Origin of the sequence: Thiohalomonas denitrificans, from assembly GCF_016841685.1 — a bacterium.
In the GTDB taxonomy this organism is placed as follows: Bacteria; Pseudomonadota; Gammaproteobacteria; order Thiohalomonadales; family Thiohalomonadaceae; genus Thiohalomonas; species Thiohalomonas denitrificans_A.
This window is the reverse complement of the sequence record NZ_JAENYR010000061.1, coordinates 1-21429: the sequence shown is the minus strand read 5'-3', so window position 1 is coordinate 21429 and position 21429 is coordinate 1. Positions and strand designations below refer to the sequence as shown.

The 21429-nt window shown below is 61.5% G+C and carries 21 protein-coding genes; 13 read left to right on the top strand and 8 right to left on the bottom strand.

The features are described from left to right. Positions 1-56 precede the first annotated feature (56 nt). The 6 genes from ggt to Q7L05_RS12770 form a co-directional block, all read right to left on the bottom strand. Entirely contained in the window at positions 57-1739 is a 1683-nt protein-coding gene (ggt, locus tag Q7L05_RS12795; RefSeq protein ID WP_303907205.1) for a gamma-glutamyltransferase, read from the bottom strand. 438 nt (positions 1740-2177) lie between these two features. After that, the gene (locus tag Q7L05_RS12790) at positions 2178-2426 is read right to left on the bottom strand and encodes a YfhL family 4Fe-4S dicluster ferredoxin (RefSeq protein WP_303907202.1); all 249 of its coding nucleotides are present in this window, start codon (positions 2424-2426) and stop codon (positions 2178-2180) included. A 47-nt stretch (positions 2427-2473) separates the two neighbouring features. Then, a complete protein-coding gene (gene coaD, locus Q7L05_RS12785) occupies positions 2474-2953 on the bottom strand; it encodes a pantetheine-phosphate adenylyltransferase (RefSeq protein ID WP_303907199.1) in 480 nt (159 codons plus the stop codon). Positions 2954-3168: 215 nt separating this feature from the next. After that, positions 3169-3741: a 16S rRNA (guanine(966)-N(2))-methyltransferase RsmD gene (gene rsmD / locus Q7L05_RS12780; RefSeq protein ID WP_303907197.1), complete on the bottom strand. Its 573-nt coding sequence runs from the start codon at positions 3739-3741 to the stop codon at positions 3169-3171. Beyond that, the gene (locus tag Q7L05_RS12775; RefSeq protein WP_303907194.1) at positions 3728-5047 is read right to left on the bottom strand and encodes a M16 family metallopeptidase; all 1320 of its coding nucleotides are present in this window, start codon (positions 5045-5047) and stop codon (positions 3728-3730) included. The genes rsmD and Q7L05_RS12775 overlap by 14 nt, the downstream gene beginning before the upstream one ends. After that, on the bottom strand, positions 5031-6419 hold the full coding sequence (locus Q7L05_RS12770) for a M16 family metallopeptidase (RefSeq protein ID WP_303907191.1): 1389 nt from the start codon (positions 6417-6419) through the stop codon (positions 5031-5033). The genes Q7L05_RS12775 and Q7L05_RS12770 overlap by 17 nt, the downstream gene beginning before the upstream one ends. A 303-nt stretch (positions 6420-6722) precedes the next feature. Between Q7L05_RS12770 and ftsY the strand changes: the two genes are divergently transcribed. The 13 genes from ftsY to Q7L05_RS12705 all read left to right on the top strand — a co-directional run bounded on the left by ftsY (position 6723) and on the right by Q7L05_RS12705 (position 19946). Further along, complete coding sequence (ftsY, locus tag Q7L05_RS12765; RefSeq protein ID WP_303907189.1) at positions 6723-7700, top strand: signal recognition particle-docking protein FtsY; 978 nt, start codon at positions 6723-6725, stop codon at positions 7698-7700. 174 nt (positions 7701-7874) lie between these two features. After that, a complete protein-coding gene (gene ftsE / locus Q7L05_RS12760) occupies positions 7875-8546 on the top strand; it encodes a cell division ATP-binding protein FtsE (RefSeq protein ID WP_303907186.1) in 672 nt (223 codons plus the stop codon). Beyond that, positions 8546-9550, top strand: a complete 1005-nt coding sequence (gene ftsX, locus Q7L05_RS12755) for a permease-like cell division protein FtsX (protein WP_303907183.1) — start codon at positions 8546-8548, stop codon at positions 9548-9550. The genes ftsE and ftsX overlap by 1 nt, the downstream gene beginning before the upstream one ends. A 110-nt stretch (positions 9551-9660) precedes the next feature. Continuing rightward, entirely contained in the window at positions 9661-10512 is an 852-nt protein-coding gene (gene rpoH / locus Q7L05_RS12750) for an RNA polymerase sigma factor RpoH (RefSeq protein ID WP_303907180.1), read from the top strand. 386 nt (positions 10513-10898) lie between these two features. Further along, on the top strand, positions 10899-13178 hold the full coding sequence (locus Q7L05_RS12745) for a TonB-dependent receptor (RefSeq protein WP_303907177.1): 2280 nt from the start codon (positions 10899-10901) through the stop codon (positions 13176-13178). A gap of 34 nt (positions 13179-13212) precedes the next feature. After that, a complete protein-coding gene (locus Q7L05_RS12740; protein ID WP_303907174.1) occupies positions 13213-14472 on the top strand; it encodes a sialidase family protein in 1260 nt (419 codons plus the stop codon). Positions 14473-14481: 9 nt separating this feature from the next. After that, positions 14482-14970, top strand: a complete 489-nt coding sequence (locus tag Q7L05_RS12735; protein WP_303907171.1) for a TlpA family protein disulfide reductase — start codon at positions 14482-14484, stop codon at positions 14968-14970. Positions 14971-15009: 39 nt separating this feature from the next. Then, positions 15010-15804, top strand: coding sequence for a DUF3450 domain-containing protein (locus Q7L05_RS12730; protein ID WP_303907168.1), 795 nt, complete (start codon positions 15010-15012; stop codon positions 15802-15804). Beyond that, positions 15801-17159 carry a MotA/TolQ/ExbB proton channel family protein gene (locus Q7L05_RS12725; protein WP_303907165.1) on the top strand — a complete coding sequence of 453 codons (1359 nt, stop codon included), beginning with the start codon at positions 15801-15803 and terminating at the stop codon, positions 17157-17159. The genes Q7L05_RS12730 and Q7L05_RS12725 overlap by 4 nt, the downstream gene beginning before the upstream one ends. Continuing rightward, positions 17159-17674: a MotA/TolQ/ExbB proton channel family protein gene (locus Q7L05_RS12720; protein ID WP_303907162.1), complete on the top strand. Its 516-nt coding sequence runs from the start codon at positions 17159-17161 to the stop codon at positions 17672-17674. The genes Q7L05_RS12725 and Q7L05_RS12720 overlap by 1 nt, the downstream gene beginning before the upstream one ends. Before the next feature lie 10 nt (positions 17675-17684). After that, on the top strand, positions 17685-18095 hold the full coding sequence (locus Q7L05_RS12715; RefSeq protein WP_303907159.1) for an ExbD/TolR family protein: 411 nt from the start codon (positions 17685-17687) through the stop codon (positions 18093-18095). Between the two features lie 7 nt (positions 18096-18102). Further along, positions 18103-18738 (top strand): energy transducer TonB, encoded by a 636-nt coding sequence (locus Q7L05_RS12710; protein WP_303907157.1) that lies wholly within the window; start codon positions 18103-18105, stop codon positions 18736-18738. Positions 18739-18740: 2 nt separating this feature from the next. After that, positions 18741-19946, top strand: coding sequence for a tetratricopeptide repeat protein (locus Q7L05_RS12705; RefSeq protein ID WP_303907154.1), 1206 nt, complete (start codon positions 18741-18743; stop codon positions 19944-19946). Positions 19947-19950: 4 nt separating this feature from the next. On the opposite strand, the gene bioD is transcribed toward Q7L05_RS12705, so the two are convergent. Further along, positions 19951-20640, bottom strand: a complete 690-nt coding sequence (gene bioD, locus Q7L05_RS12700; protein ID WP_303907150.1) for a dethiobiotin synthase — start codon at positions 20638-20640, stop codon at positions 19951-19953. Between the two features lie 68 nt (positions 20641-20708). Further along, positions 20709-21429, bottom strand: a 721-nt coding sequence (bioC, locus tag Q7L05_RS12695; RefSeq protein ID WP_303907147.1) for a malonyl-ACP O-methyltransferase BioC, incomplete at its 5' end; no start/stop codon positions are given.

Below are 21429 nucleotides of genomic sequence, written 5' to 3'. Positions count from 1 at the left end.
TTCGCCTCAAATGACCGAAAAATCTGACTCAATCCGTCTTGTCCTCGTGACGGTCGCTATTCTCGGACAGGCGCCTGGCGGACTTCGGCTTTGCCTTCTCCGCGAGGATCACTCGCCGCTCTGACTGCTCCGTCGAGCCGATTCCACATCACTCCCTGCATGTTGCCCCAAGTGCGGTCAACAACGGAAACTTCGTGCCCCATCGCTTCGAGCTCTCTCACTTCTGAAGAGGAAAACGCGTCGGACTCAGCAACCATGCGATCAGGCAGGTACTGGTGGTGAAAGCGCGGGCGGCTCACCCAGGCCTCGGGGCTTTTATCTTCGGCAAACTCCAGGATGCCCAGAAGCACCATTGTGATGATGCGGCTGCCGCCGGGTGTGCCCAGCACAGCGATACGGTCGGCGTCCCGAACGAAGGTGGGAGACATGGAGGAGAGCGGGCGCTTGCCGGGGGCGATGGCGTTGGCTTCGGCGCCGACCAGGCCGTAGGCGTTGGGCACGCCGGGCTTGGCGGAAAAGTCATCCATTTCGTCGTTCAGCAGTATCCCGGTCCGTTTCGACAGGAATCCGGAGCCGAACGGGTAATTGATCGAGAGCGTGGCGGCCACGTAATTGCCATCCGTGTCGAGGACGGAGAAGTGGGTGGTGTCCCGGCCGACAGAGGCCGCGCCGGTATAGCCGGGCAGTAGGTTGCTGGGCGTCGCCTTACCGGGATGGATGCCGGCGCGCAGTCCAGCCGCGTAATCCGGGTCGGTAAGCCGTGCCAGCGGCATCTGCACATAGTCGGGGTCGCCCAGGTATTCGGCGCGGTCGCGGTAAGCCCGGCGCATGGCCTCCACCATCAGGTGCGTACGCTGATCCGGCTGCAGACCCGACAGGTCGTAGCCGGAGAGGATGTTGAGCATGGTGACCAGCGCCACGCCACCGGACGATGGCGGCGCGGCCGAGATGACATCCAGACCCCTATAGCGGCCGCGGATCGGGGCGCGCTCGACGATCTGATAGTTCTTCAGGTCCTCAAGGGTCCAGAGACCGCCTGCCTCCCGAACATCGGCGACCAGTGCTTCCGCCAACTCTCCGCGATAGAAGCTCTCGGCCTCGCTCTTGGCGATCTGCGTCAATGTCCGCGCCAGCTCGGGCTGGCGAATCCGGTGTCCAGGCGGGGGAACTTCGTCCGCTGTCAGGAAGATGGCTGCAGCGGCGGGAGACTCGCGCAGCACGTCCTGGCGAAAGCCGGCCATGCGCCGGTAATGGGGGGTTACTTCGAAACCCTGCTCGGCGTAGCGGATGGAGGGCCCCATACTCATTTCCATCGGCAACCGCCCGTACTCTCCGGCAATGTGCGCCAGAGCGGCCGGTTCGCCCGGGATCCCCGCCGCTAAAACGCCGTCCATCGAGCGTTCTCGAACCACAGCGCCACTCTCGTCCAGATACATGTCCCGATGCGCTGCCAATGGTGCCGTTTCCCGGCCATCGATCATCACATCCCGATTATCGGAAGCCCGGTGCAGCAGCCAGAAACCGCCTCCGCCGATCCCCGAGCTGTAGGGCTCCACGACCGCCAGCACGGCACTCACCGCCACCGCCGCATCAAAGGCGTTGCCGCCCCTCTCCAGCACCTCGAAACCCGCCTCGGTCGCCAGCGGGTGAGCACTCGCTATCGCAGCCTTGGGTGGCCCGGCCTGTACAGAACCGACCAAAAGGACCAGCAGAAAAAGAAAAAAGCGCACGCGCGCCATGGCGGACCTCCTGAAAGCGTTTTCCGAAGCTTAACGACAAATACCGGGCTGAGTCTCGAAAAGAACATTGCACCGCAGAGGCGCAGAGGGCGCAAAACTAAATGGGGCTTTGAAGCGAGAAAAGCGCCAGGAGCCTGTCCGAGAATATCGTTTTTTGTAGGTTGGGGTGAGTTATGCCCCGAATTCAACCAATTAAGGGCAACGCTGTTTTGTTGGGCTTCGTTCCTCAGCACCAACCTACATTTTGGGGCAGGCCCATTGCTATTCCCGGACAGTCTCCTGGACGGGGGCAAGCGGCGATGCCGCCTGACAAACACACGCACGATGGGCAAACTCCTGCCGATCTTTGCGCCCTCTGCGCCTCTGCGGTGCGATCCGGCCCTGCAAACGAAAAAAGCCCCGCAAGCGGGGCTTTTCGCAAAGAATCGATGTTTGAAATCAGGCGCTCTGAAGCTTTTCGTACTTCGCCTTCAACTGACCTTCGCTTTCCTCGTGTTCCGGATCCACCACGATGCAATCGACCGGACAGACTTCGATACACTGAGGCTCGTCATAGTGGCCGACACACTCGGTGCACAGCATCGGATCGATCTCGTAGATCTCGTCACCCTGTGTGATGGCACCGTTGGGGCATTCGGGCTCGCACACATCGCAATTGATGCACTCGTCGGTAATCATCAACGCCATGAAATCATTCCTCCTCGTCAGCCTTAGAGCGGCGAATTCGTTGTATATTAGCGTAATCTATTATTGAGCGCAGCCTTCACCTTCGGATGAACAAATTCCGAGATGTCCCCACCGAGGCCGGCAACCTCCCTGACCAGGCTCGAGGAGATATAGCTGTACTGCTCCGCCGGCGTCAGGAAAAGCGTCTCGACGTCCGGCGCCAGTCGGCGGTTCATGCCGGCGAGCTGAAATTCGTATTCAAAGTCCGAGACAGCGCGTAGTCCGCGCAGGATCACCTGTGCACCGCGCTGCCGGACATAATCGGCCAGCAGGGTATCGAACCCGCAAACCTCCACACTCTCCATTCCGACCAGGGCCTCCCGGGCAAGTTCCACCCGCTCTTCCAGTGAAAAAAGCGGGGTCTTTTTGGGGTTGGCAGCGATGGCCACAATGATACGGTCAAATAACCGTGCCCCGCGGCTGATCAGATCCGTATGGCCATTGGTGATCGGATCGAACGTGCCGGGATAGATGGCAGTAATCTGCATGGGTCGGTTCCTGCGCCGAATCATCGTCATGATACAGGAGCGGACGGCCGCGGCCAAAATCCGAGCGGATTAGTTGCGCCGACGAACTTCGGATGCAACCCTGGTGTACCCGTAATCCGCCATGCCTGTGCATTCCCGGAGCATTCCGGCGGATAACGGCGCGGAAAGACCCTATCCTGATGAATACCTGCGACGCGCCTGATCCGCTCTGCGGATCATCCGGTTTCGATCAACTGATAATTCACCTGTCCGGCGACACGGTGCTTGAGCGCGTGCCACCCGGCCGGCAGGACCGGCGGGGCTTCGGCATCGGCCTCGCTCTCCAGATAGATCCAGGCCTTCGGGGCTAGCCAACCTCCTTGGGCCAGCAGGCGCAGGGTCGGCTCCAGCAAACCACGCCGAAACGGCGGGTCCACGAAGACAATGTCGAAGGGCTGACCACCGCCGCGCAGGTAGTTGAGGACGTTGGAGCGGACCACGCGGCCGCCTTCGGAGCCCAGTAGCGCAAGATTCTCTTTCAGTTGCCGGGCAACTTCAGCATCGGAATCCACAAACACCGCCTCGGCTGCGCCGCGAGAAAGGGCCTCCAGACCCAGGGCGCCGCTGCCCGCATAGAGATCCAGACAGCGGGCGCCTTCTACCCGGCCCTGCAGCCAGTTGAAAAGCGTTTCGCGAACCCGATCCGGGGTGGGCCGCAGCCCCTCCACGTCCGGAAAGGATAGCCGGCGGCTGCGCCACTCGCCGCCAATGATGCGCAAGCTGCCGTTGCTCCTGTTAGCTTTGGCCATCGATTCTCCCCACGGTAACCACCAGCAGGGAATCGGGGTCGACTCGCCGCTGAAACGCCTCGCGAATCGAGCCCGGAGTCACTGCCGAGACCCGTTCGATGAACCGGTCCAGGTAGTCCAGCGGCATATCGTAAAAACCGATCATGGAGATGTAACCGGCGATCTCGCTATTAGAGTCGATATCCATCGGGAAACCACCGGTAATGTTCTTTATCGCCCGCTCCACCTCATCATCGGTGGGTCCCTCGGTGACAAATTCCTCCAGGGTCTGATGTAGTACGTTCATCGCCTGTTCGGTATTCTCGTTGGCGGTCTGCAGGCTGAGGATGAACGGACCCCGGGCCTCCATCGGTGAAAAGCGGCTGGAGGCGCTGTAGGCGAGCCCTCGCTTCTCCCGTACCTCCTGGGCGACCCGCGACACCAGGCCGCTGCCCCCCAGAATGTGGTTACCCACGTAGAGTGGGAACCAGTCGTCCGCACCGCGGGCCACCCCCAGCTGCCCCATCCACACATGGGTCTGACTGGAGGGGTGCTGCAGGATTGCCCCTACGTCAGCCTTGAGCGGCTCGGGCGCAGGCAGTGCAGGCGCCGGATCACCGGGGGCCAGGCGTCCGGTGATCCGATTTGCCAAACGTGCGGCCGCATCCCGTTCGAGATCGCCAACGATCGCCACCGTGGCATTTTTTGCGACATAGTAGCGCTGGTAGTGCGCCCGAATGGTCTCCTGGTCCAGCCGTTCGAGTGCGGCCTCCGTCCCCAGGACCGGATTGGCATAGGGGTGCTCCCCGTACAGATCGGCATAGAATCGTTTCTTGGCAATCTCTCCGGGCGACTGTTCCTGGCGCTTGAGCGCGATTCGCATCCGCGCCCGCTCCCGATTCAGGGCATTCACCGGGAACTCCGGCTCCCCCAGCACGTCGGCAAAGGTATCCACCGCCTGCTCCAGGCGCTCCGGTTCCGTCAGAGAGCGCAGACTGAAGATGGACATGTCGCGCAACGCGCTATTGGAGAACCGAGCCCCCACCGAGTCGAACCGCTGCGCAATGGTATCGGCATCCATGCCCGCCGCCCCTTCGCTCATCAGGGCATTGGTGAGCACGCCGACACCCAGCTGCTCACCATCACGGCTGGCACCCGCGGCGAACACTACCCGTACATCTACCATCGGCAGTTCGGGGGCGTGTACAAAGTAGACTGCGGCGCCATTGTCTGTACGCCAATTCTGGATTTCGGGTACGGCCTGACTGATTCCGGACCAGCCGAACAGCAAGGCGGCCAGCAGCAATACACTAGTCATGCGGGGCATCGAGACTCGCTCCTTTGGTGTCGCGGTTTTGGGGTTCGGATGGCTGCGGGTTCAGCCGGGCAATGGTCAGGGCATCGGCATTCAGATATTCACGCGCCATCTGCTGCACCTGTTCGGGCGTTACCGCCTCGACTTTCTGGACATACTCCTCGGCCGTCTCCCAGCCCAGGCCGACCGATTCCAGGGAACCAATCTGTCTCGCCTGATAGGAGACTGAGTCGAGCTGGTAGATCTTCGAGGCCGTTACCTGCGCCTTTATACGCTCCAGTTCATCCGCTTCCACCGGCTGCTCGCGAAGCCGCCTGACCTGCTCGAGGAGGGCCTGCTCCAGTTCATCCACCGTATGCCCTTGCGAGGGTACACCGCTCAAGGTAAGCAGCGAGTCCCGCGCCGCGTAGAGGCTATAACCTACACCGGCGCTGGCCGCGATCTGTTGGCCACGAACCAGTTCCCGGGTCAGGCGGGCACTGTCGCCGCTGTCCAGTACCGAGGCGAGCACCTCCAGTGCATAGGGCTTCCAGGACTCCTGGGCACTCTTCAGGACCGGGACCTTGTAGCCCATCAGAAGGACGGGGTTCTGCGCCGGTGCCTCGACCTCGGCCCGTCGAATCCCTTGCTGCGGCGGCTCCCTGCGCGGCTTGGGCGGGCTGATGTTGCTCGGCTCGAGCGGCCCGAAGTGCTTTTCGGCCTCGGCGAACACCTGTTCCGGATCCACATCGCCCACCACCACCAGGGTGGCGTTATTGGGGGCGTACCAGTCGACATACCAGCGCTTCAGATCGTCGATCGTCAGGTGCTGCAGGTCATCCATCCAGCCGATGACGGGTTGCCGGTAGGGGCTGGCCTTGAAGGCCGTGGCCATGAAGGTTTCGTAAGTCAGGGTGTTCGGCTGATCGTCAGTGCGAAGCCGCCGCTCTTCCATGACGACCTGCGCCTCTTTCTCGAAATCCTCCTGTTTCAGCAACAGATTGCGCATCCGGTCGGCTTCGAGTTCGAAACTCACCGGATAGCGGCTCGCCTCCAATTGCTGGTAATAAGCAGTGTAGTCGCGGGAGGTAAAGGCGTTCTCGGAGCCGCCGTTGGCGGCGATGATGCGGGAGAACTCACCATCCGGGTACTCGGGCGTACCCTGAAACATCATGTGCTCCAGCACGTGGGAGACGCCGGTGATACCGCCGTACTCGTAGCTGGAGCCGATCCTGTACCAGACCTGGGAGACGATCACGGGTGCCCGGTGGTCCTCGCGGACGATAAGCTTCATTCCATTGTCGAGAACCCGTTCGTGGGTGCGATCTCCATTGGCGACCAGCGCCGCACTGGCCGGTCCGGCAGCGAGGCATAGGAGAGAAAACAGCAGAATTGCCTTGTGCATGTAAACCATCCTTCACAGCTAAGAGATTCGAGGTTCGAGGTGCGAAATACTAATCTGGATAATGCGAGGATATCGCGAATCTCGTACTCTTGTATCTACGCGGATTGAACGGGCTAAAGCCTGATCCACAGGAGGTAGCGGCAGCCTCCTTCTGTAGGTCGGCCTTCAGGCCGTCGCTTGAGCTTTTACAGGCTAAAAGTCGGACCTTGTATCTCGCCTTTGAGGCGAAATGATAGTATCGGGACACGCGGTCCTGTTCGACCGCGTTCTTCTCCACGTTTCTGCGACAACGATAGAGAGCTAATGTTCGGTTTCGGAAAAAACAAAGGCGACAAGGAAGCGATCGATAAAACGCCCGAAAAGAAAGGGCTTTTTTCCCGTCTGCGCCAGGGTCTGTCGCGCACCAGCGAGATCCTCAACACCGATTTGCGCGACCTGGTCGGGGCTGGCCGACGCATCGACGACGAATTGCTGGAGGAGCTCGAGACCCAGCTGTTGGTTGCGGATGTCGGCGTCGAGGCCACCCGTGCCATCATGGACGACCTCAACAAACGGGTCTCGCGCAAGCAGCTGAATGACCCCGAGGCGCTGTTCGCCGCTCTGCGGGAAAACATGCTGGAAATCCTCTCGCCGGTCAGTCAGCCGTTGGCCATTCCCGATGACGTGCGCCCCTATGTTCTGCTTGTGGTCGGGGTCAACGGTGCCGGCAAGACGACCACCATCGGCAAACTCGCCAAGCGACTTCAGGAACAGGGCGCCTCGGTGATGCTGGCGGCCGGCGACACCTTCCGCGCCGCAGCGGTCGAACAGCTCCAGGTCTGGGGCAAACGCAATGAAATCACGGTCATTGCGCAACACACCGGCGCCGACTCGGCATCGGTAATCTATGACGCTGTGCAGGCGGCCAAATCCCGCGGCACCGATGTACTGATTGCCGATACTGCGGGTCGGCTGCACACCCAGTTGAATCTCATGGAGGAGCTGAAGAAGGTCCGGCGGGTAATCGGAAAACTCGACGAGACCGCGCCCCACGAGGTTCTGCTGGTAGTGGACGCCGGCACCGGCCAGAATGCCCTCTCGCAGGCCAAACAGTTCAAGGAGGCGGTGGATGTCAGCGGCATCGCCCTCACCAAGCTCGATGGCACGGCCAAAGGCGGCATCATCTTTGCGATAGCAAAACAGATGAACATCCCCATCCGGTTCATCGGTGTGGGCGAGGGAATCGACGACCTGCGTCCCTTCGATGCCGAGGAATTTGTGGACGCTCTCTTGGAGAAGTGACGAGTGAGGAGTGGCGAGTGGCGAGTGGCGAGGGGCGAGTGGCGAGTGGCGAGTGGCGAGTGGCGAGTGGCGAGGAAAACTGCCGGCAACTTGGCAAACTGGCAAACTGGCAAACTGGCAACCGGCAACCGGCAACCGGCAACTAGCAACTAGCAACTAAACCAACCCGAAGCCATGATTCGATTCACCGATGTCAGCAAGCGCTATCCAGGGGGGTACGAGGCCCTCAGAGGGGTCGATTTTCATCTCGCTCCCGGGGAGATGGCATTTGTTACCGGGCACTCCGGTGCCGGCAAGAGTTCGCTGCTGAAGCTCATCGCACTGATTGAGCGCGCCAGCAGTGGCCAGGTGCTGGTCGGCGGACAGAACCTGGCGCGGGTGAAGCCTCGCCATATTCCTTTCCATCGCCGCCGTATCGGCATCATTTTTCAGGAACACCGGCTGCTATTCGACCGCACGGTGTTCGATAACGTGGGCCTCCCGCTGATTATCTCCGGGCACAACCGTAGCGAAGTAGAGCGGCGGGTCCGTGCCGCCCTCGATAAAGTCGGCCTGCTGGACCGGGCCAGATCCTTTCCCGTGACCCTCTCCGGCGGTGAACAGCAACGGGTTGGCATCGCCCGTGCAGTGATCAACCGGCCACAGCTGGTGCTGGCGGATGAGCCCACCGGCAACCTCGACCCGGACCTCTCGCGCGAAATCATGGAGATCTTCCGGGATTTCAATCGGGTCGGGGTCAGTATCCTTGTCGCCAGTCACGACCTGGACCTCATCCGGAAGATGCCCCACCGTATTCTGCGACTGGACCAAGGCAGGCTGGCCAGCGATATCGGGGTAACCGTCTGATGCGCGGCGGCACCTACCGATCACGGCCAGCCGCCTCCCGCGAGAACGGCCGGGGGGCCTCCAGAGCCGGGCCGCGCCTTAACGATACCCTACACAATTGGGGCGCCCGCCATCTGCAGACGTTTTTCTATGCACTGGGACAAATGTGGCGCCGTCCGGCCGCGGCCCTGATGACGGCTGCGGTCATCGGCATCGCCTTGGCACTGCCGGCCGGACTCCACGTGGGGCTGAAGAATGTACAACACGTACTGGCGGGTTGGGATGGAGCGACGCAAGTCTCCCTTTTTCTGACCGCGAACACCGACGAAGCGAGCGCCACCGACTTGCGCAACCAACTGGAGGCTCAATCGGGGATCGCGGGTGTCGACTACATCTCCCGGGAGAATGCACTGCTTGAGTTCCGCAGGCTGTCGGGGTTTGGTGAGGCGCTCGATGCCCTGGAAGAGAACCCACTGCCTGCAGTGCTGGTGGTCCGCCCGGCCCTCAGCCACAACAGCCCCGACCAGGTAGAGGCGCTACTGAAGGAGATGAGGGCCCTGCCCAGCGTTGAGCTGGCGCAGCTGGATATGCAGTGGGTAAAAAGGCTGTTTGCCCTGATGGAAATCGGGCAGCGCGGTGTATGGGTACTGGCGGGGCTACTCTCTCTGGCGGTATTGCTGGTGGTGGGCAACACCATCCGCCTCTCGATCCAGAACCGGCGCGACGAGATTGTGGTTACCAAGCTTATCGGCGGCACCGATGCCTTTATCCGCCGGCCGTTCCTTTATACCGGCTTCTGGTACGGCCTGTTCGGCGCCATCATCGCCGCCGTGCTGGTGCAGGCCTCCCTGGCCGTATTGAGTGGACCGGTCCGGGACCTGGCCGCCCTTTACAACAGCAGCTTCCGGCTTGACGCCCTGAATGCGGCCACCGCCGGCCTGCTGCTGCTGTCGGGGACCACCCTGGGGTTGCTCGGCTCCTGGTTTGCCGTCGGCCGCCATCTGCGCGATATCGAACCTACCTGAACTCCGGCAGCGACTCATTGTCTACAGAACCGGGAGCTATTGGCACTCGCAAAAATTGAGTGCTAATATGGGTTATTAATAACCCTAATGGTTTGACAAAGGGGGAATTCATGTCCAAGGCACTTGATATTTCAGTGAATTTTCCGATAAGCAGCATCGAGGCCTACGCCCAGGCGGTGAACCGCATTCCGATGCTGACCGCAGAAGAGGAGCGCAGCCTCGCCGAGCGACTGCAGCAGGACAACGATCTGGAAGCAGCTCGCCGTCTGGTAATGTCGCACCTGCGCTTCGTGGCCCATATCGCCAGAGGCTACAGCGGCTATGGCCTACCCCATGCGGATCTGATCCAGGAAGGCAATATCGGCTTGATGAAGGCCGTGAAACGCTTCGATCCGACGATGAATGTGCGTCTGGTCTCGTTTGCCGTGCACTGGGTCCGCGCCGAGATCCACGAATTCATCCTGCGCAACTGGCGCATCGTCAAGGTCGCTACCACCAAGGCCCAGCGCAAACTGTTCTTCAATCTGCGCAGCTCCAAGAAGCGCCTGGGCTGGTTCTCCCATGCCGAAGTGGAGGCGGTAGCCAAGGACCTGGGCGTGAGCCAAGCCGATGTGCTGGAAATGGAATCACGCCTCTCCGGCCAGGACATGGCCTTCGACGGCAAAGCCGACGATGATGATGAATCCTATGCCCCGGCCCCGTTCGCCTACCTCCAGGATCTGCGCCACGACCCCGCCCGCCAGGTGGAAGCCTCGAATTGGGAAGAGCACAACAGCGAACAGCTCATGTCCGCCATGAAGGGACTGGACGACCGCAGCCGCGACATCGTCACGGCCCGCTGGCTAAGTGATCAGAAAACGACCCTCCAGGAGCTGGCCGACAAATACGGCATCTCCGCCGAGCGCGTCCGTCAACTGGAGAAAAACGCAATGAAAAGGCTCAAGGGCGTGCTCGCCGCCTGATAGCGCCACCTTCCTGGAAAACAGAAGCCCGCCCTCTTCCGGAGGGCGGGCTTTTCAGCGTCTACCTGCCACACTCTTTGCACAGCCGCGGGGATGCGGCCTGAGCCCTCGGGACGGTCGCTATTCTCGGACAGGTTCCCAGGTTTTGCCTCCGTTATAAGTGCCGGGCGACACTCCGCCAATCACGATTTCTGCCCCCGAAAAGTGCGTGATATCCCGCAGATACTGAGTCATATCCCGCAATCCGGACGGAATCTTCTCTGAGACTTCGTAATTTCAACCAGTTATAACTGGTATAAATTATGCATCTTTTGGGCCGCGGTTAGTTTACCCCCAGGCCGGACGCCGCCATAAAAAGAACGAACAACTTTAGGGGATAGAAAAAAATGCATAACCGGAAACACCTGCCGTTTTCTTTGGCGATCCTGGCGCTGGCAGTTCACTCACCGTATGCCGCGGGCGAAGAGTCAGCCGCCACGCTGGATGAACTCGATGTGGTGGGCGAGTCGAGGTCCCCGCTGAGCGCCGATTTGGTCAGTCCCAGCACACGCATCACCGATGTCGAGGTCGAGAGCAGCATCAACGCCGCTACCGTCGAGGACTTCGTCAAGTATGAACCGAGCATGGTGGTGCGGCGCCGCTATATCGGCGATACCAACGGGGTCGCCGCGATCCGCGGCTCCAACATGTTCCAGACCGGCCGCACCCTGGTATATGCAGACGGAATCCCCCTGCACTATCTGCTGGAGACGCGCTGGAGCGGCGCCCCCCGCTGGGGACTGGTCGCGGCGGATGAGACGCAGGCGGCCGAGGTGATCTATGGCCCCTTTTCGGCCGAATACAGCGGCAACGCCATGGGCGGCGTGGTCAACCTCGAGACCCGGTTCCCCACCGAAAGAGAGTTCCACGCCGAGGCGGGGGTATTCAGCCAGGACTTCGAGCACATGGGAGCGGACGATACCTATACCGGGCATCGCGAGTTCGTCTCCATAGGCGACAAATTCGACAAGCTGAGTCTCTATTTCTTCCACAACCACCTGGAAAACGACAGCCAGCCCCAAAAATTCCTTTCAGCCGCGGCCGCAGACCCCACCGGCGGTGAAACCGAGGTCAGTGGCGCCTTCAAAGCGGATAATGCGCGTGGCACGGAGTCCGTCTTCTACGGTGACAGCGGCTCGGATGATGTGACGACCGACCTGACCAAGTTCAAACTGGGCTACGACTTCGGCGACTGGTTCGCCAAACTGACTCTGGGCTACGAGGCGGTCGAAAAGGATTCCGATCCGGACACCTATGTCGTTGATGCCAACGGCGATCGCGTCTGGAGCGGGGATGCCGTATTCAATGGTGACCTTTTCACCATCGGCAGTTGGAGCGGCAATCCCTTCGCCGTCAGCGAGCAGGAGCGCAAGTCCCTGCTGATCGGCGCCGGACTGGAGGGTCCTTTGGGAACAAGCGACTGGATACTGGATGCCAACCTCAGCCGTTTCGACATTACCAAGGATGAGACCCGCTCCTCGGATCGCAACCCAGACGACCCGGACTACACGCTTGATGGCTCGGTGAGCGAGTATGACGATACCGGCTGGACCACGCTGGACCTGAAGGCACGGACCGACCGATTCCTGGACCGCAGCGACATGAACATGGTGGTCGGCTATCACTACGATAATTACAGCCTGGAGGTCAACAGCTACGACTCCGACGATTACCTCTCCGGGGTTAAGACCTCACGCACCGAATCCTCCGGCGGCGAAACCCGGACCAACGCCCTTTTCGCACAGTGGGGATGGGACTTCGCACCGCGCTGGGATGTCGCCCTGGGCGGCCGCTATGAAGAATGGAAAGCGCTTGACGGCTTCAATTACGACTACAATGGCGAACTTCTGGACTTCGAGGATCGCACGGAAACCGGCTTCTCGCCCAAGCTCTCCCTCGGCTTCCACCCCGGGAATCTCTGGGATTTTCGTTACTCGCTAGCCAAGGCCTACCGTTTTCCGATGGTGGAGGAGCTGTTCAAGAACGAAACGTCCACCCAGGGAACCACCATTGCCGATGCCGACCTGGAACCCGAGGTCGGTCTCCATCACAACCTGATGGCAGAGCGGCAGATCACCCGCGGCTTTCTGCGCGCCAGCCTCTTTCATGAAGTAGTGGAGGACGTAATCTGGAACCAGACCGACCTGACCACCGATGTCACGACTTTCCTGCCGGTCACCGAAGTAACCACCAGCGGCCTCGAGTTCGTTATTCAGCAGAAGCGGGTCATGGAGTCGGAGGTGGATGTGCGCTTTAATCTCACCTACACCGACAGCGAGGTTACCGAGAACGAGCCCGACCCCGGCGTGGAGGGCAACGATTTTCCGCGCATGCCCGAGTGGCGTGCCAACATGCTGGCGACCTATCACATCAATCCGCAGTGGAATACCGCGCTCGGCGTGCGCTACGCCAGTGACAGTCATGGAGACCTGGACAACGAGGACAACACGGATGAAGTCTACGGTGCACAGGACAGCTACCTGTTTGTCGATCTGAAAGCCAATTATCAGATCAGCAAACGGGCGAAGCTCTCCCTCGGTGTGGACAATGTGACCGACGATGTCGCTTTCGTCGCGCATCCCTGGGCGCAACGCACCTTCTATTTGCAGGCCAGTGTCGACTTCTAGTCGAAAACTCCGTCACCTCAAGGAACGCCGCATCGTGAATTGGACCGCGTCAACGCTCAGCGGCAGGCTGACGGCACTCGGGTTTCTCCTGGTGCTGTCAGTCGGCCAGTCGGCCACCAGCCATAAAAACCATGAGGGGGGAGAGGGTGGAAACCGGCTTCCGGCCTGTCAGGCCTCATCCGCACTCCCCTCTGCCGATTGCGGCCAGACACCGACACCGGCCTTCGACAGCGAAGGCCGTCTGTGGATCGTGTTTGTCCAGCACGGCCATCTCTACGTCACCCGTTCGGATGACCTCGGCCACACTTTCAATCCACCCCGGGTGGTCAACCGGATACCCGAAACCATCTACAGCGACGGGGAGAATAGACCCAAACTTGCCACCGGACCCGATGGCGCGCTGTACCTGAGCTGGTCCCGAAAGATCGAGGGGCCCTATGCCGGGGATATCCGTTTCTCCCGCTCCCTCGACGAGGGAAACCGCTTTAGCGAACCCGTGACGGTCAACGACCACCGCGCGCCGATCAGCCACCGCTTCGACTCCATGGGCCTGGATAACCAGGGCCGGATCTTCATCGCATGGATCGACAAGCGGGATCTGCAGGCAGCGAAGGATGCCGGCGAAATATACGCAGGAGCCGCCATCTATTACGCCATGTCCGACGATCGCGGCGCGAGCTTCGCATTCAACCGGAAGCTGTCGGACCACAGCTGTGAGTGCTGCCGCGTTGCTACGGATGCCGACGAAAATGGTGTCGTCGCCCTTTGGAGACATATCTACCCGGTCAACCTCCGGGATCACGCCATCGCCCGGCTGGACCCCGACACGCCTCCCATCGAGGGGCTGCCGCCCCGCGCCACCGATGACGGCTGGGTGGTCGATGGCTGTCCCCACCACGGCCCCGATCTGTCGGTGGACGATCGGCAGAAGGCGCACCTGATCTGGTTCAGCCAGGGGGACAAGAACAGCGGCGTGACCTACGGGCGTTTCGATCTCGCTAATCAGCGCCTCGATTTTCAGCTCCCCATAAAAGGGCGGGCATCGCATCCGCAGGTATTGAGTATCGGCAAGCAGGTAATCGCGGCGTGGAAGGCGTTCAACGGAGAGAATACCGAACTGATGGTCATGGAGTCCCATGATCGGGGTGAAAGCTGGTCCGACCCGCGCACCCTGGCGAGCACAGCCAGCGGCTCCGACCATCCCTTTCTCATTGCGCGCGACCGGGAGGTTTTCGTCTCCTGGCAGACACTCGCAGAGGGCTACCGCCTTGTTCCCGTAGCCGGACCGCAGTAGGAGCCGACTATGCCCGTCCTTATGTTCCTGCTTGCCCTGGTCCTGGCCGCCCTGCCGACCGCCGTTTGGGCCGAGCTCAAGCCTTTTTCCCAAGGCAGTCTCGAGCAGATAACGGAGGCACGAGCGGGGCAGCCGTTCCTGCTGGTGCTCTGGTCAATGGATTGCCCGCCCTGCATGAAGGAGATGGGGCATCTGCAGACGCTTCGTAACCGCTTTGAACGGGACGCCCTGGTGCTGATCTCGACCGATGGGCTCGCAAACCGCGAGGCGGTGGAAACCATCCTCGCCGACTTCGAATTGGGCGGCTTCGAGAACTGGCTCTTTGCCGATGACTTCCCGGAACGCATGCGATACCAAATCGATCCCGATTGGTACGGTGAACTGCCCCGCAGCTACCATTACGATGCCGAACACCAGCGGGTTGGAACCAGTGGCACCCTGAATCCCGAAACCATCCGGGAGTGGCTGCATCGCACCACCGCCGAGACACCGCAGTAACGCCACTTGCACAAGAACGGACGCAACAGGAGAGAACCCATGCCCCTCACCCGGTCATCCCGCGCCCGCCCAATGGCCGGACTACTGACGTCGATACTCCTCTTCGGCAGTAGCCCGACCCTGGCGGACCAGGACCCGCTGTCACAGTCGATGAATATCAGCCTCGACAAGAATCGCCGGGAAGCCGAAGCCCAGCACCGAATCGACAAGCTGGATGACGAGACCCGGGCGATGCTGGACGAATATCAAAGGTTGAGCCGCGAACTCGACGTGCTCACTGTCTACGACGGCCAGCTGGAGCGCCTGGTAGCGTCCCAGGAGCAGGAGAAGACCTCTATTCGCGATCAGATGACCCATCTGGAGCAGACCAAACGGGAAGTCGTTCCTCTGATGTTGGGAATGTTGCAGTGGCTGGAGCAGCTGATCGAAGCCGACCGGCCCTTTCTCCAGGAGGAGCGACAAACCCGCCTCCGACAGCTGAGTGAATTGATGGATCGCGCCGATGTCAGCGTTGGCGAGAAGTTCCGCCGCGTACTGGAGGCCTATCAGATCGAGATGGCCTACAGCCGCACCATCGAGGCCTATCGCGGTGAATTGCACAACGGCGACGACGTGAGAACGGTGGACTTCCTGCGCGTTGGCCGCGTCGGACTCTACTACCAGACGCTGGATCGCAACGAGGTGGGCCATTGGGACGAGAACCAGGGTCGCTGGACCTCCTTGCCCGACGAGTACAGCCGACCGATTCGCAAAGGCCTGAGGGTCGCCCGCAAACAGTCCGCACCCGAGCTGTTGCATCTCCCGGTGGCGCTGCCAGAGGAGATTCAACCATGAGACGCCTCCTCGTCATTCTGCTCCTGGCTGCCTTCTGGCCGGTCCCGTCCCAGGCCGACGGCACTGCGCATCTGGAGGAGTTGTTGCATCGAATCAAGGCGGCCGAGAAACGGGAGACGCCGGTTCGGCAGCAGCGGCTTCAACAGTTTCTCGCAGAAAAGAGCCAACAGCAGCAACTGCTTGCGCAGGCGAGGCAGCGGCTGGCTACGGAACGGGAAAGGAGTCGTCGACTCAAGACCACCTTCGAGTCCAACGAGGAGACACTCGGGGAGCTCGATACCGAGTTGAAGCAGCGCATCGGCGATTTGGGCGAGGTATTCGGTACGGTCCGCCAAACCTCAAAGGACCTGACCCAGTACGTTCGTGAATCCCTGGTCTCCGTGCAGAACCGGGGGCAAGCGGGCTGGCTGCACCAGCTCGGCGAGAGCAAGGCGTTGCCGGAGACCGGCGAACTGGAAAAATTGTGGCTGCTGATGCAGAAGCAGATCGTCGAGTCGGGCCGCGTCGTGCGTCTGCCGGCAACGGTGATCGATACCGGCGGGGTGGCCCGGCAGGAGCCGGTGATCCGCGTCGGGGTCTTCAATGCCCTGGATCAGCGGGGCCGCTATCTCAAGTTTCAGCCGGAGACGGGCCGCCTGGTGGTACTGCCGCGTCAACCTTCGGCCTCCGTGCGCAAAACGGCCGCGAAATTCGCCAATGGCTCCGGCGGGCAGTCCGTCGAGGGTCACGCGGAATTTGCTCTGGACCCCACCCGGGGCACATTGCTGGGAATGCTGGTGGAGGCGCCGGATCTCATGGAGCGCATCCACCATGGCGGCATCGTGGGCTACGTGATCATTGCGCTGGGAGCCCTGGGCGCGTTGGTGGCGTCGGTGCGGCTCACCTATCTTGCGTGGGTCGATCAGCGCGTCCGGCGCCAGCTGCGCACACTCGCCAGCGCCTCTGCCGATAACCCCCTCGGCCGTGTTCTGGCAGTGGCGACGCGGAGTCGTGATGCCGACCCGGCCAATCTGGAGTTGCAGATCGATGAAGCGGTCCTGCGGGAGACACCGCGACTGACTCGCGGCGAGGCATTGGTCAAGCTGCTGGCCGGCGTGGCACCCCTGCTGGGCCTGCTGGGTACCGTGGTGGGCATGATCGTGACCTTCCAGGCCATCAGCATGTTCGGGACCGGCGATCCCAAGTTGATGGCGACCGGAATCTCCCAGGCCCTGGTGACCACCGCACTCGGCCTGATAGTCGCCATTCCGCTGCTGTTCATGCACTCTCTTCTCGCCAGCCGCTCCCGCGCCCTGATTCAGATACTGGATGAGCAGTCTGCGGGTCTGATCGCTCTGGGGCGGGAAACCCCCTGATGAGGGAAGTGCTGGAGGGCCTGCAGCGATTCCTTGAGGCCGGCGGACCGGTGCTCTGGGTGATCGGCCTGACGGCGGTATTGCTGGGCGCCCTGATCATCGAACGCTATTGGTATTTTCGCTGGGATTTCCCACAGCACATGACAAAGGAGGTGGAGCGATGGAGCGAGCGCAAGGATCGTCACTCCTGGTATGCGCTACGCATACGCGATGCTTCGATTGCGGACGCCGGCGCACGCCTGAACCACACGCTGCCGATGATCAAGGCATTAATCGCAGTCTGCCCGCTGCTCGGGCTGCTCGGCACAGTGACCGGAATGATGGCGGTCTTCGACGTCATCGCCGTGCTGGGCACCGGCAATGTCCGGGCCATGGCTTCGGGGATCTCCCGCGCCACCATACCGACCATGGCCGGCATGATGGTGGCGATCCCGGGCCTCTATTTCCGCTCCAGGCTGCAGCGGGAGATGGCCCGGCGAGTGGAGTATCTTTCTGACCGTCTGACCCTTGCTTGAGAGCTTATCGATGCGTCGCAAACGTCACGCAAACAGCGAAAGCGCCGAATCGGATATCGACCTGACGCCCATGCTGGACGTGGTATTCATCATGTTGATCTTCTTCGTCGTAACCACCTCGTTCATTAAAGAATCGGGGGTCGAGGTCAACCAGCCGCAAGCCGATACGGCACAGCAACAGGAGCAGGCGAATATCCTCATCGCCATCCGGCCCAATGGCGAGATCTGGATCGACGGCCGTGCAGTGGATGTTCGCGCCGTGCGCGCCAATGTCGAACGCCTGCGCGCCGAGTTCCCTGAAGGCCAGGTGGTCGTCCAGGGGGACCGGGCCGCGCAGATCGGGCTGCTGGTCAAGGTAATGGACCAGGTGCGCCTGGCGGGCATCATGAATGTAGCCATCGCCGCGGACCAGGGGGACTGAGGGCGGCATGTACCGCTTTTCACGCATCCTGCTGTCACTGCTGGGCGGCGTGGCCACTGCGGCCTCGCTGTTCTGGATGATGCAGCAGCTGCTGACAAGTGAGGCCGCTTTCAGTCAGGAGGAGCGGCAGCGCCCGGTGATGGAGTTCGTGCGTCTCAAACGCAACACCGAAGTGCGCCTGAAAGAGCGGGAAACGCCGCAACCGGAACCGCCGCAAGAGGAGACGCCACCGGATATCCCGGAAGTCGAAATCGATATCGCGCAACCGCTGGCGAAGGCGCCGGATATCGACTTCAAGGCACCTGATCTTTCCATGGCGATGGCCAACCCCTATATTGGCCCCGTTCGCACGGGACCTCCCGACCGGGAAGTCATGGCGGTCTCCCGCGTGCCGCCACGTTATCCTTATCGCGCCGAGAGAAGCGGGATCGAGGGTTGGGTCAAGGTCTCCTTCCTCGTCACCGAACAGGGCGGTGTGCAGGATGCGGTGGTGGTCGAGTCCGAACCCGAGCAGACCTTCGACCAGGCCGCGATTCGGGCGGTACTGAAATGGAAATTCAAACCGCGGATCGAGAACGGAGAGCCGGTGGCCGTTCGAGTGCAACAGGTGGTCAACTTCCGGCTCGATGGACGGAGACGCTGATCATGCCCCGACACTACTGGGTGTGGATCGCACTCTGGCTGCTTCTGGCCGCGGGCCCGCTGCAGGCGGCCGACCAGCCGATGCTTTCGAAGCAGACCTACCAGGTGCTGAAGACCACTCAGGAGTGGCTCAGTACCGGTGCAACCGCGAGGGCGGAAACGAGACTCAAAGAGCTCGCAAGAGAGACTGACGGGCAGGCCTACGACCAGGCGGTGGTGCTGCAGAGCCTCGCCCATGCCCAGCTCGCCAGCGAGAACTATTCGGCGGCTATTCCCAATCTCGAACGCAGCCTGGAACTGGGTGTATTGCCGGAGGAGGCGCAGCAAAGCATCCGCTTCAATCTGGCGCAACTCTATATGGCCACAGAGCGTTTCCCGTCGGCCATCGACATCCTGAACCGCTGGTTTCAGGACGCCGGGGCCGAACGGGCCGGGGCCTACGTGATGCTCGGCAGCGCGTATTACCAGCTCAAGCAGTTCCGGAACGCCATTCCGCCGATGCGCAAGGCCATCGAGTTGGCCGACGTCCCGAAGGAGAGCTGGTATCAGACGCTGCTGAGCGCCTACAGTGAAATCAAAGATTACCCCAACAGCGTGAACCTGCTGCACACCATGCTGAAACACTTTCCGGACCAACCTACCTACTGGCGGCAACTGGCTGGACTGGAGTTGATGCGGGAGCGATATCCCGAAGCACTTTCAGTGATGGAGCTGGCCTATCTGCGCGGCTACCTGGAGACGGAGCGCGAGCTGCGAAACTTTGCCCAGCTGTACACCCACAGTGATGCGCCCTACCTGGCAGCTCAGGTGATTGAACAGGCGATCGCCGACGGCAAAATGGAGCCCGGCAGGAAGAACCTGGAGCAGGCCGCCAATGCCTGGTATCAGGCCAGGGAGTACGAACGTGCCATCGCCGCCCTGGAACAGGTTGTCGCTATCGACAAGGATCCGGAGCTGGGTTTACGGCTCGCGCAACTCTATATCTCCGCTCAGCGCTGGGCCGATGCCGAAGCGAGCCTGAAGCGGCTTCTGGATCAGCAACGACTGGCAGGCAAGCGGGCCGCCAAGGCCTGGCTGCTACTCGGGATTACCCGTTACGAGCGAAACAACCTCGAACAGGCCAAGGGCGCTTTTCTCGCCGCCACACGGGACGCCTCGACGCGCCCCGATGCCGAGCAGTGGCTCTCTTTTCTGGAACACAACAACTGACCCGTTATCCCTCGACGGCTGCGAGCGAATCGACATCGAGATTCGCCGCGATTCGCTTGCCCTGCGGTGATCCCATATAGGGAACGATACCCAGCAAGGGCGCATCGATATGATCGCGCAGATAACGGATGTTCTGGGCGGCAGCCTCCATCTCCGGCGACAATTCATTGGCCACCCAACCGGCCAGTTCGAGGCCGTCATCCCGGATGGCGCGCGCAGTCAGCAGGGCGTGATTGAGACAGCCGAGGCGCAGGCCCACGACCATGACCACAGGCAGCCCGAGCGCCCTTGCCAACTCCGCTACAGTGATTGCCTCACCCAGCGGGGCATGCCAGCCACCGACTCCCTCCACCACGACCCGGTCGGCCTGATTCGCCAATTGCCCGTAGACGGAGACAATCCGTGTAAGGTCGATAGCAACGCCGGCGCGGGCGGCGGCCACATGGGGGGACACCGGCGGAACGAAGGCGTAGGGATTCACCGTCTCGTAGGCCACCGGCACCGAGCCGGCCTGCTGCAGATGAACCGCATCGTCATTACGCAAGCCCTCGGCAGTGGCCTCGCATCCCGCCGCAATCGGCTTCATGCCCACTACCCTCTCCCCGCGGCGCTGAAAGGCGGCGATCAATCCCAGGCTTGTCCAGGTCTTGCCAATCCCGGTGTCGGTGCCGGTAACGAACACTCCGCTGGCCATACTCGCTCTCTCTTGCTGAACTGAATTACCCGGTACGAAAAACCGTGCCACAGGCGCAAACGCCTTCCCTAACGCTTTTTCAGCGCGCCCCGTAGCTGCTCGAAACGGATGCCGGTGGCGCCGTCACTGGTGTGCTGCTGGGGAACGCTCTCCGGTGCCCAGGCGTGCCCGTAGACCACCTCCCAGGTCGAGGGCAGACGGCCCTCCTGGCGGAAGCGCTCATAGGCCTCGCTCAGCGCCTTCAGACGGGACTTGCCGGTCAGGGTCGGCCGTCGTCCAGCGCGTACGGTCTGTGCGCCGAGTGACTTGAGGTCGCGCATCAGCGCCGGGACGTTCTCATAGGTGAGGGTCAGGAACTCCATATCCACTACCGGGTCGGCGAGACGGGCATTCACCATCGCGTCCCCCACGTGGTGCATATCCAGGAATTCGTTGACGTGCACTTCCCGGTCCACCTCGGCCCAACTGGCGCGCAACTCCTTGAGAGTATCGGGACCGAAAGTGCTGAACATCACCAACCCGCCAGGACGCAGCACCCGCCGGAATTCCGCAAAGGTTCGTTCGAGGTCGCACCACTGCAGGGTCAGGTTGGAAAACACCAGATCGAAGCGGGCGTCGGCAAAGGGCAAATGCTCGGCGTCGCCACAGGCGAAGCGGTGGCCCCGCAGGCGCCGGTTGAGAGCGCCAAAACGACCGCGGGTGCGGCACACCATGCCGTGCGCCAGGTCCATCGCGACAACCTGCGCCTTGCGATACCGCTGTGCCAGCGCCTCGCTGCACCAGCCTGTG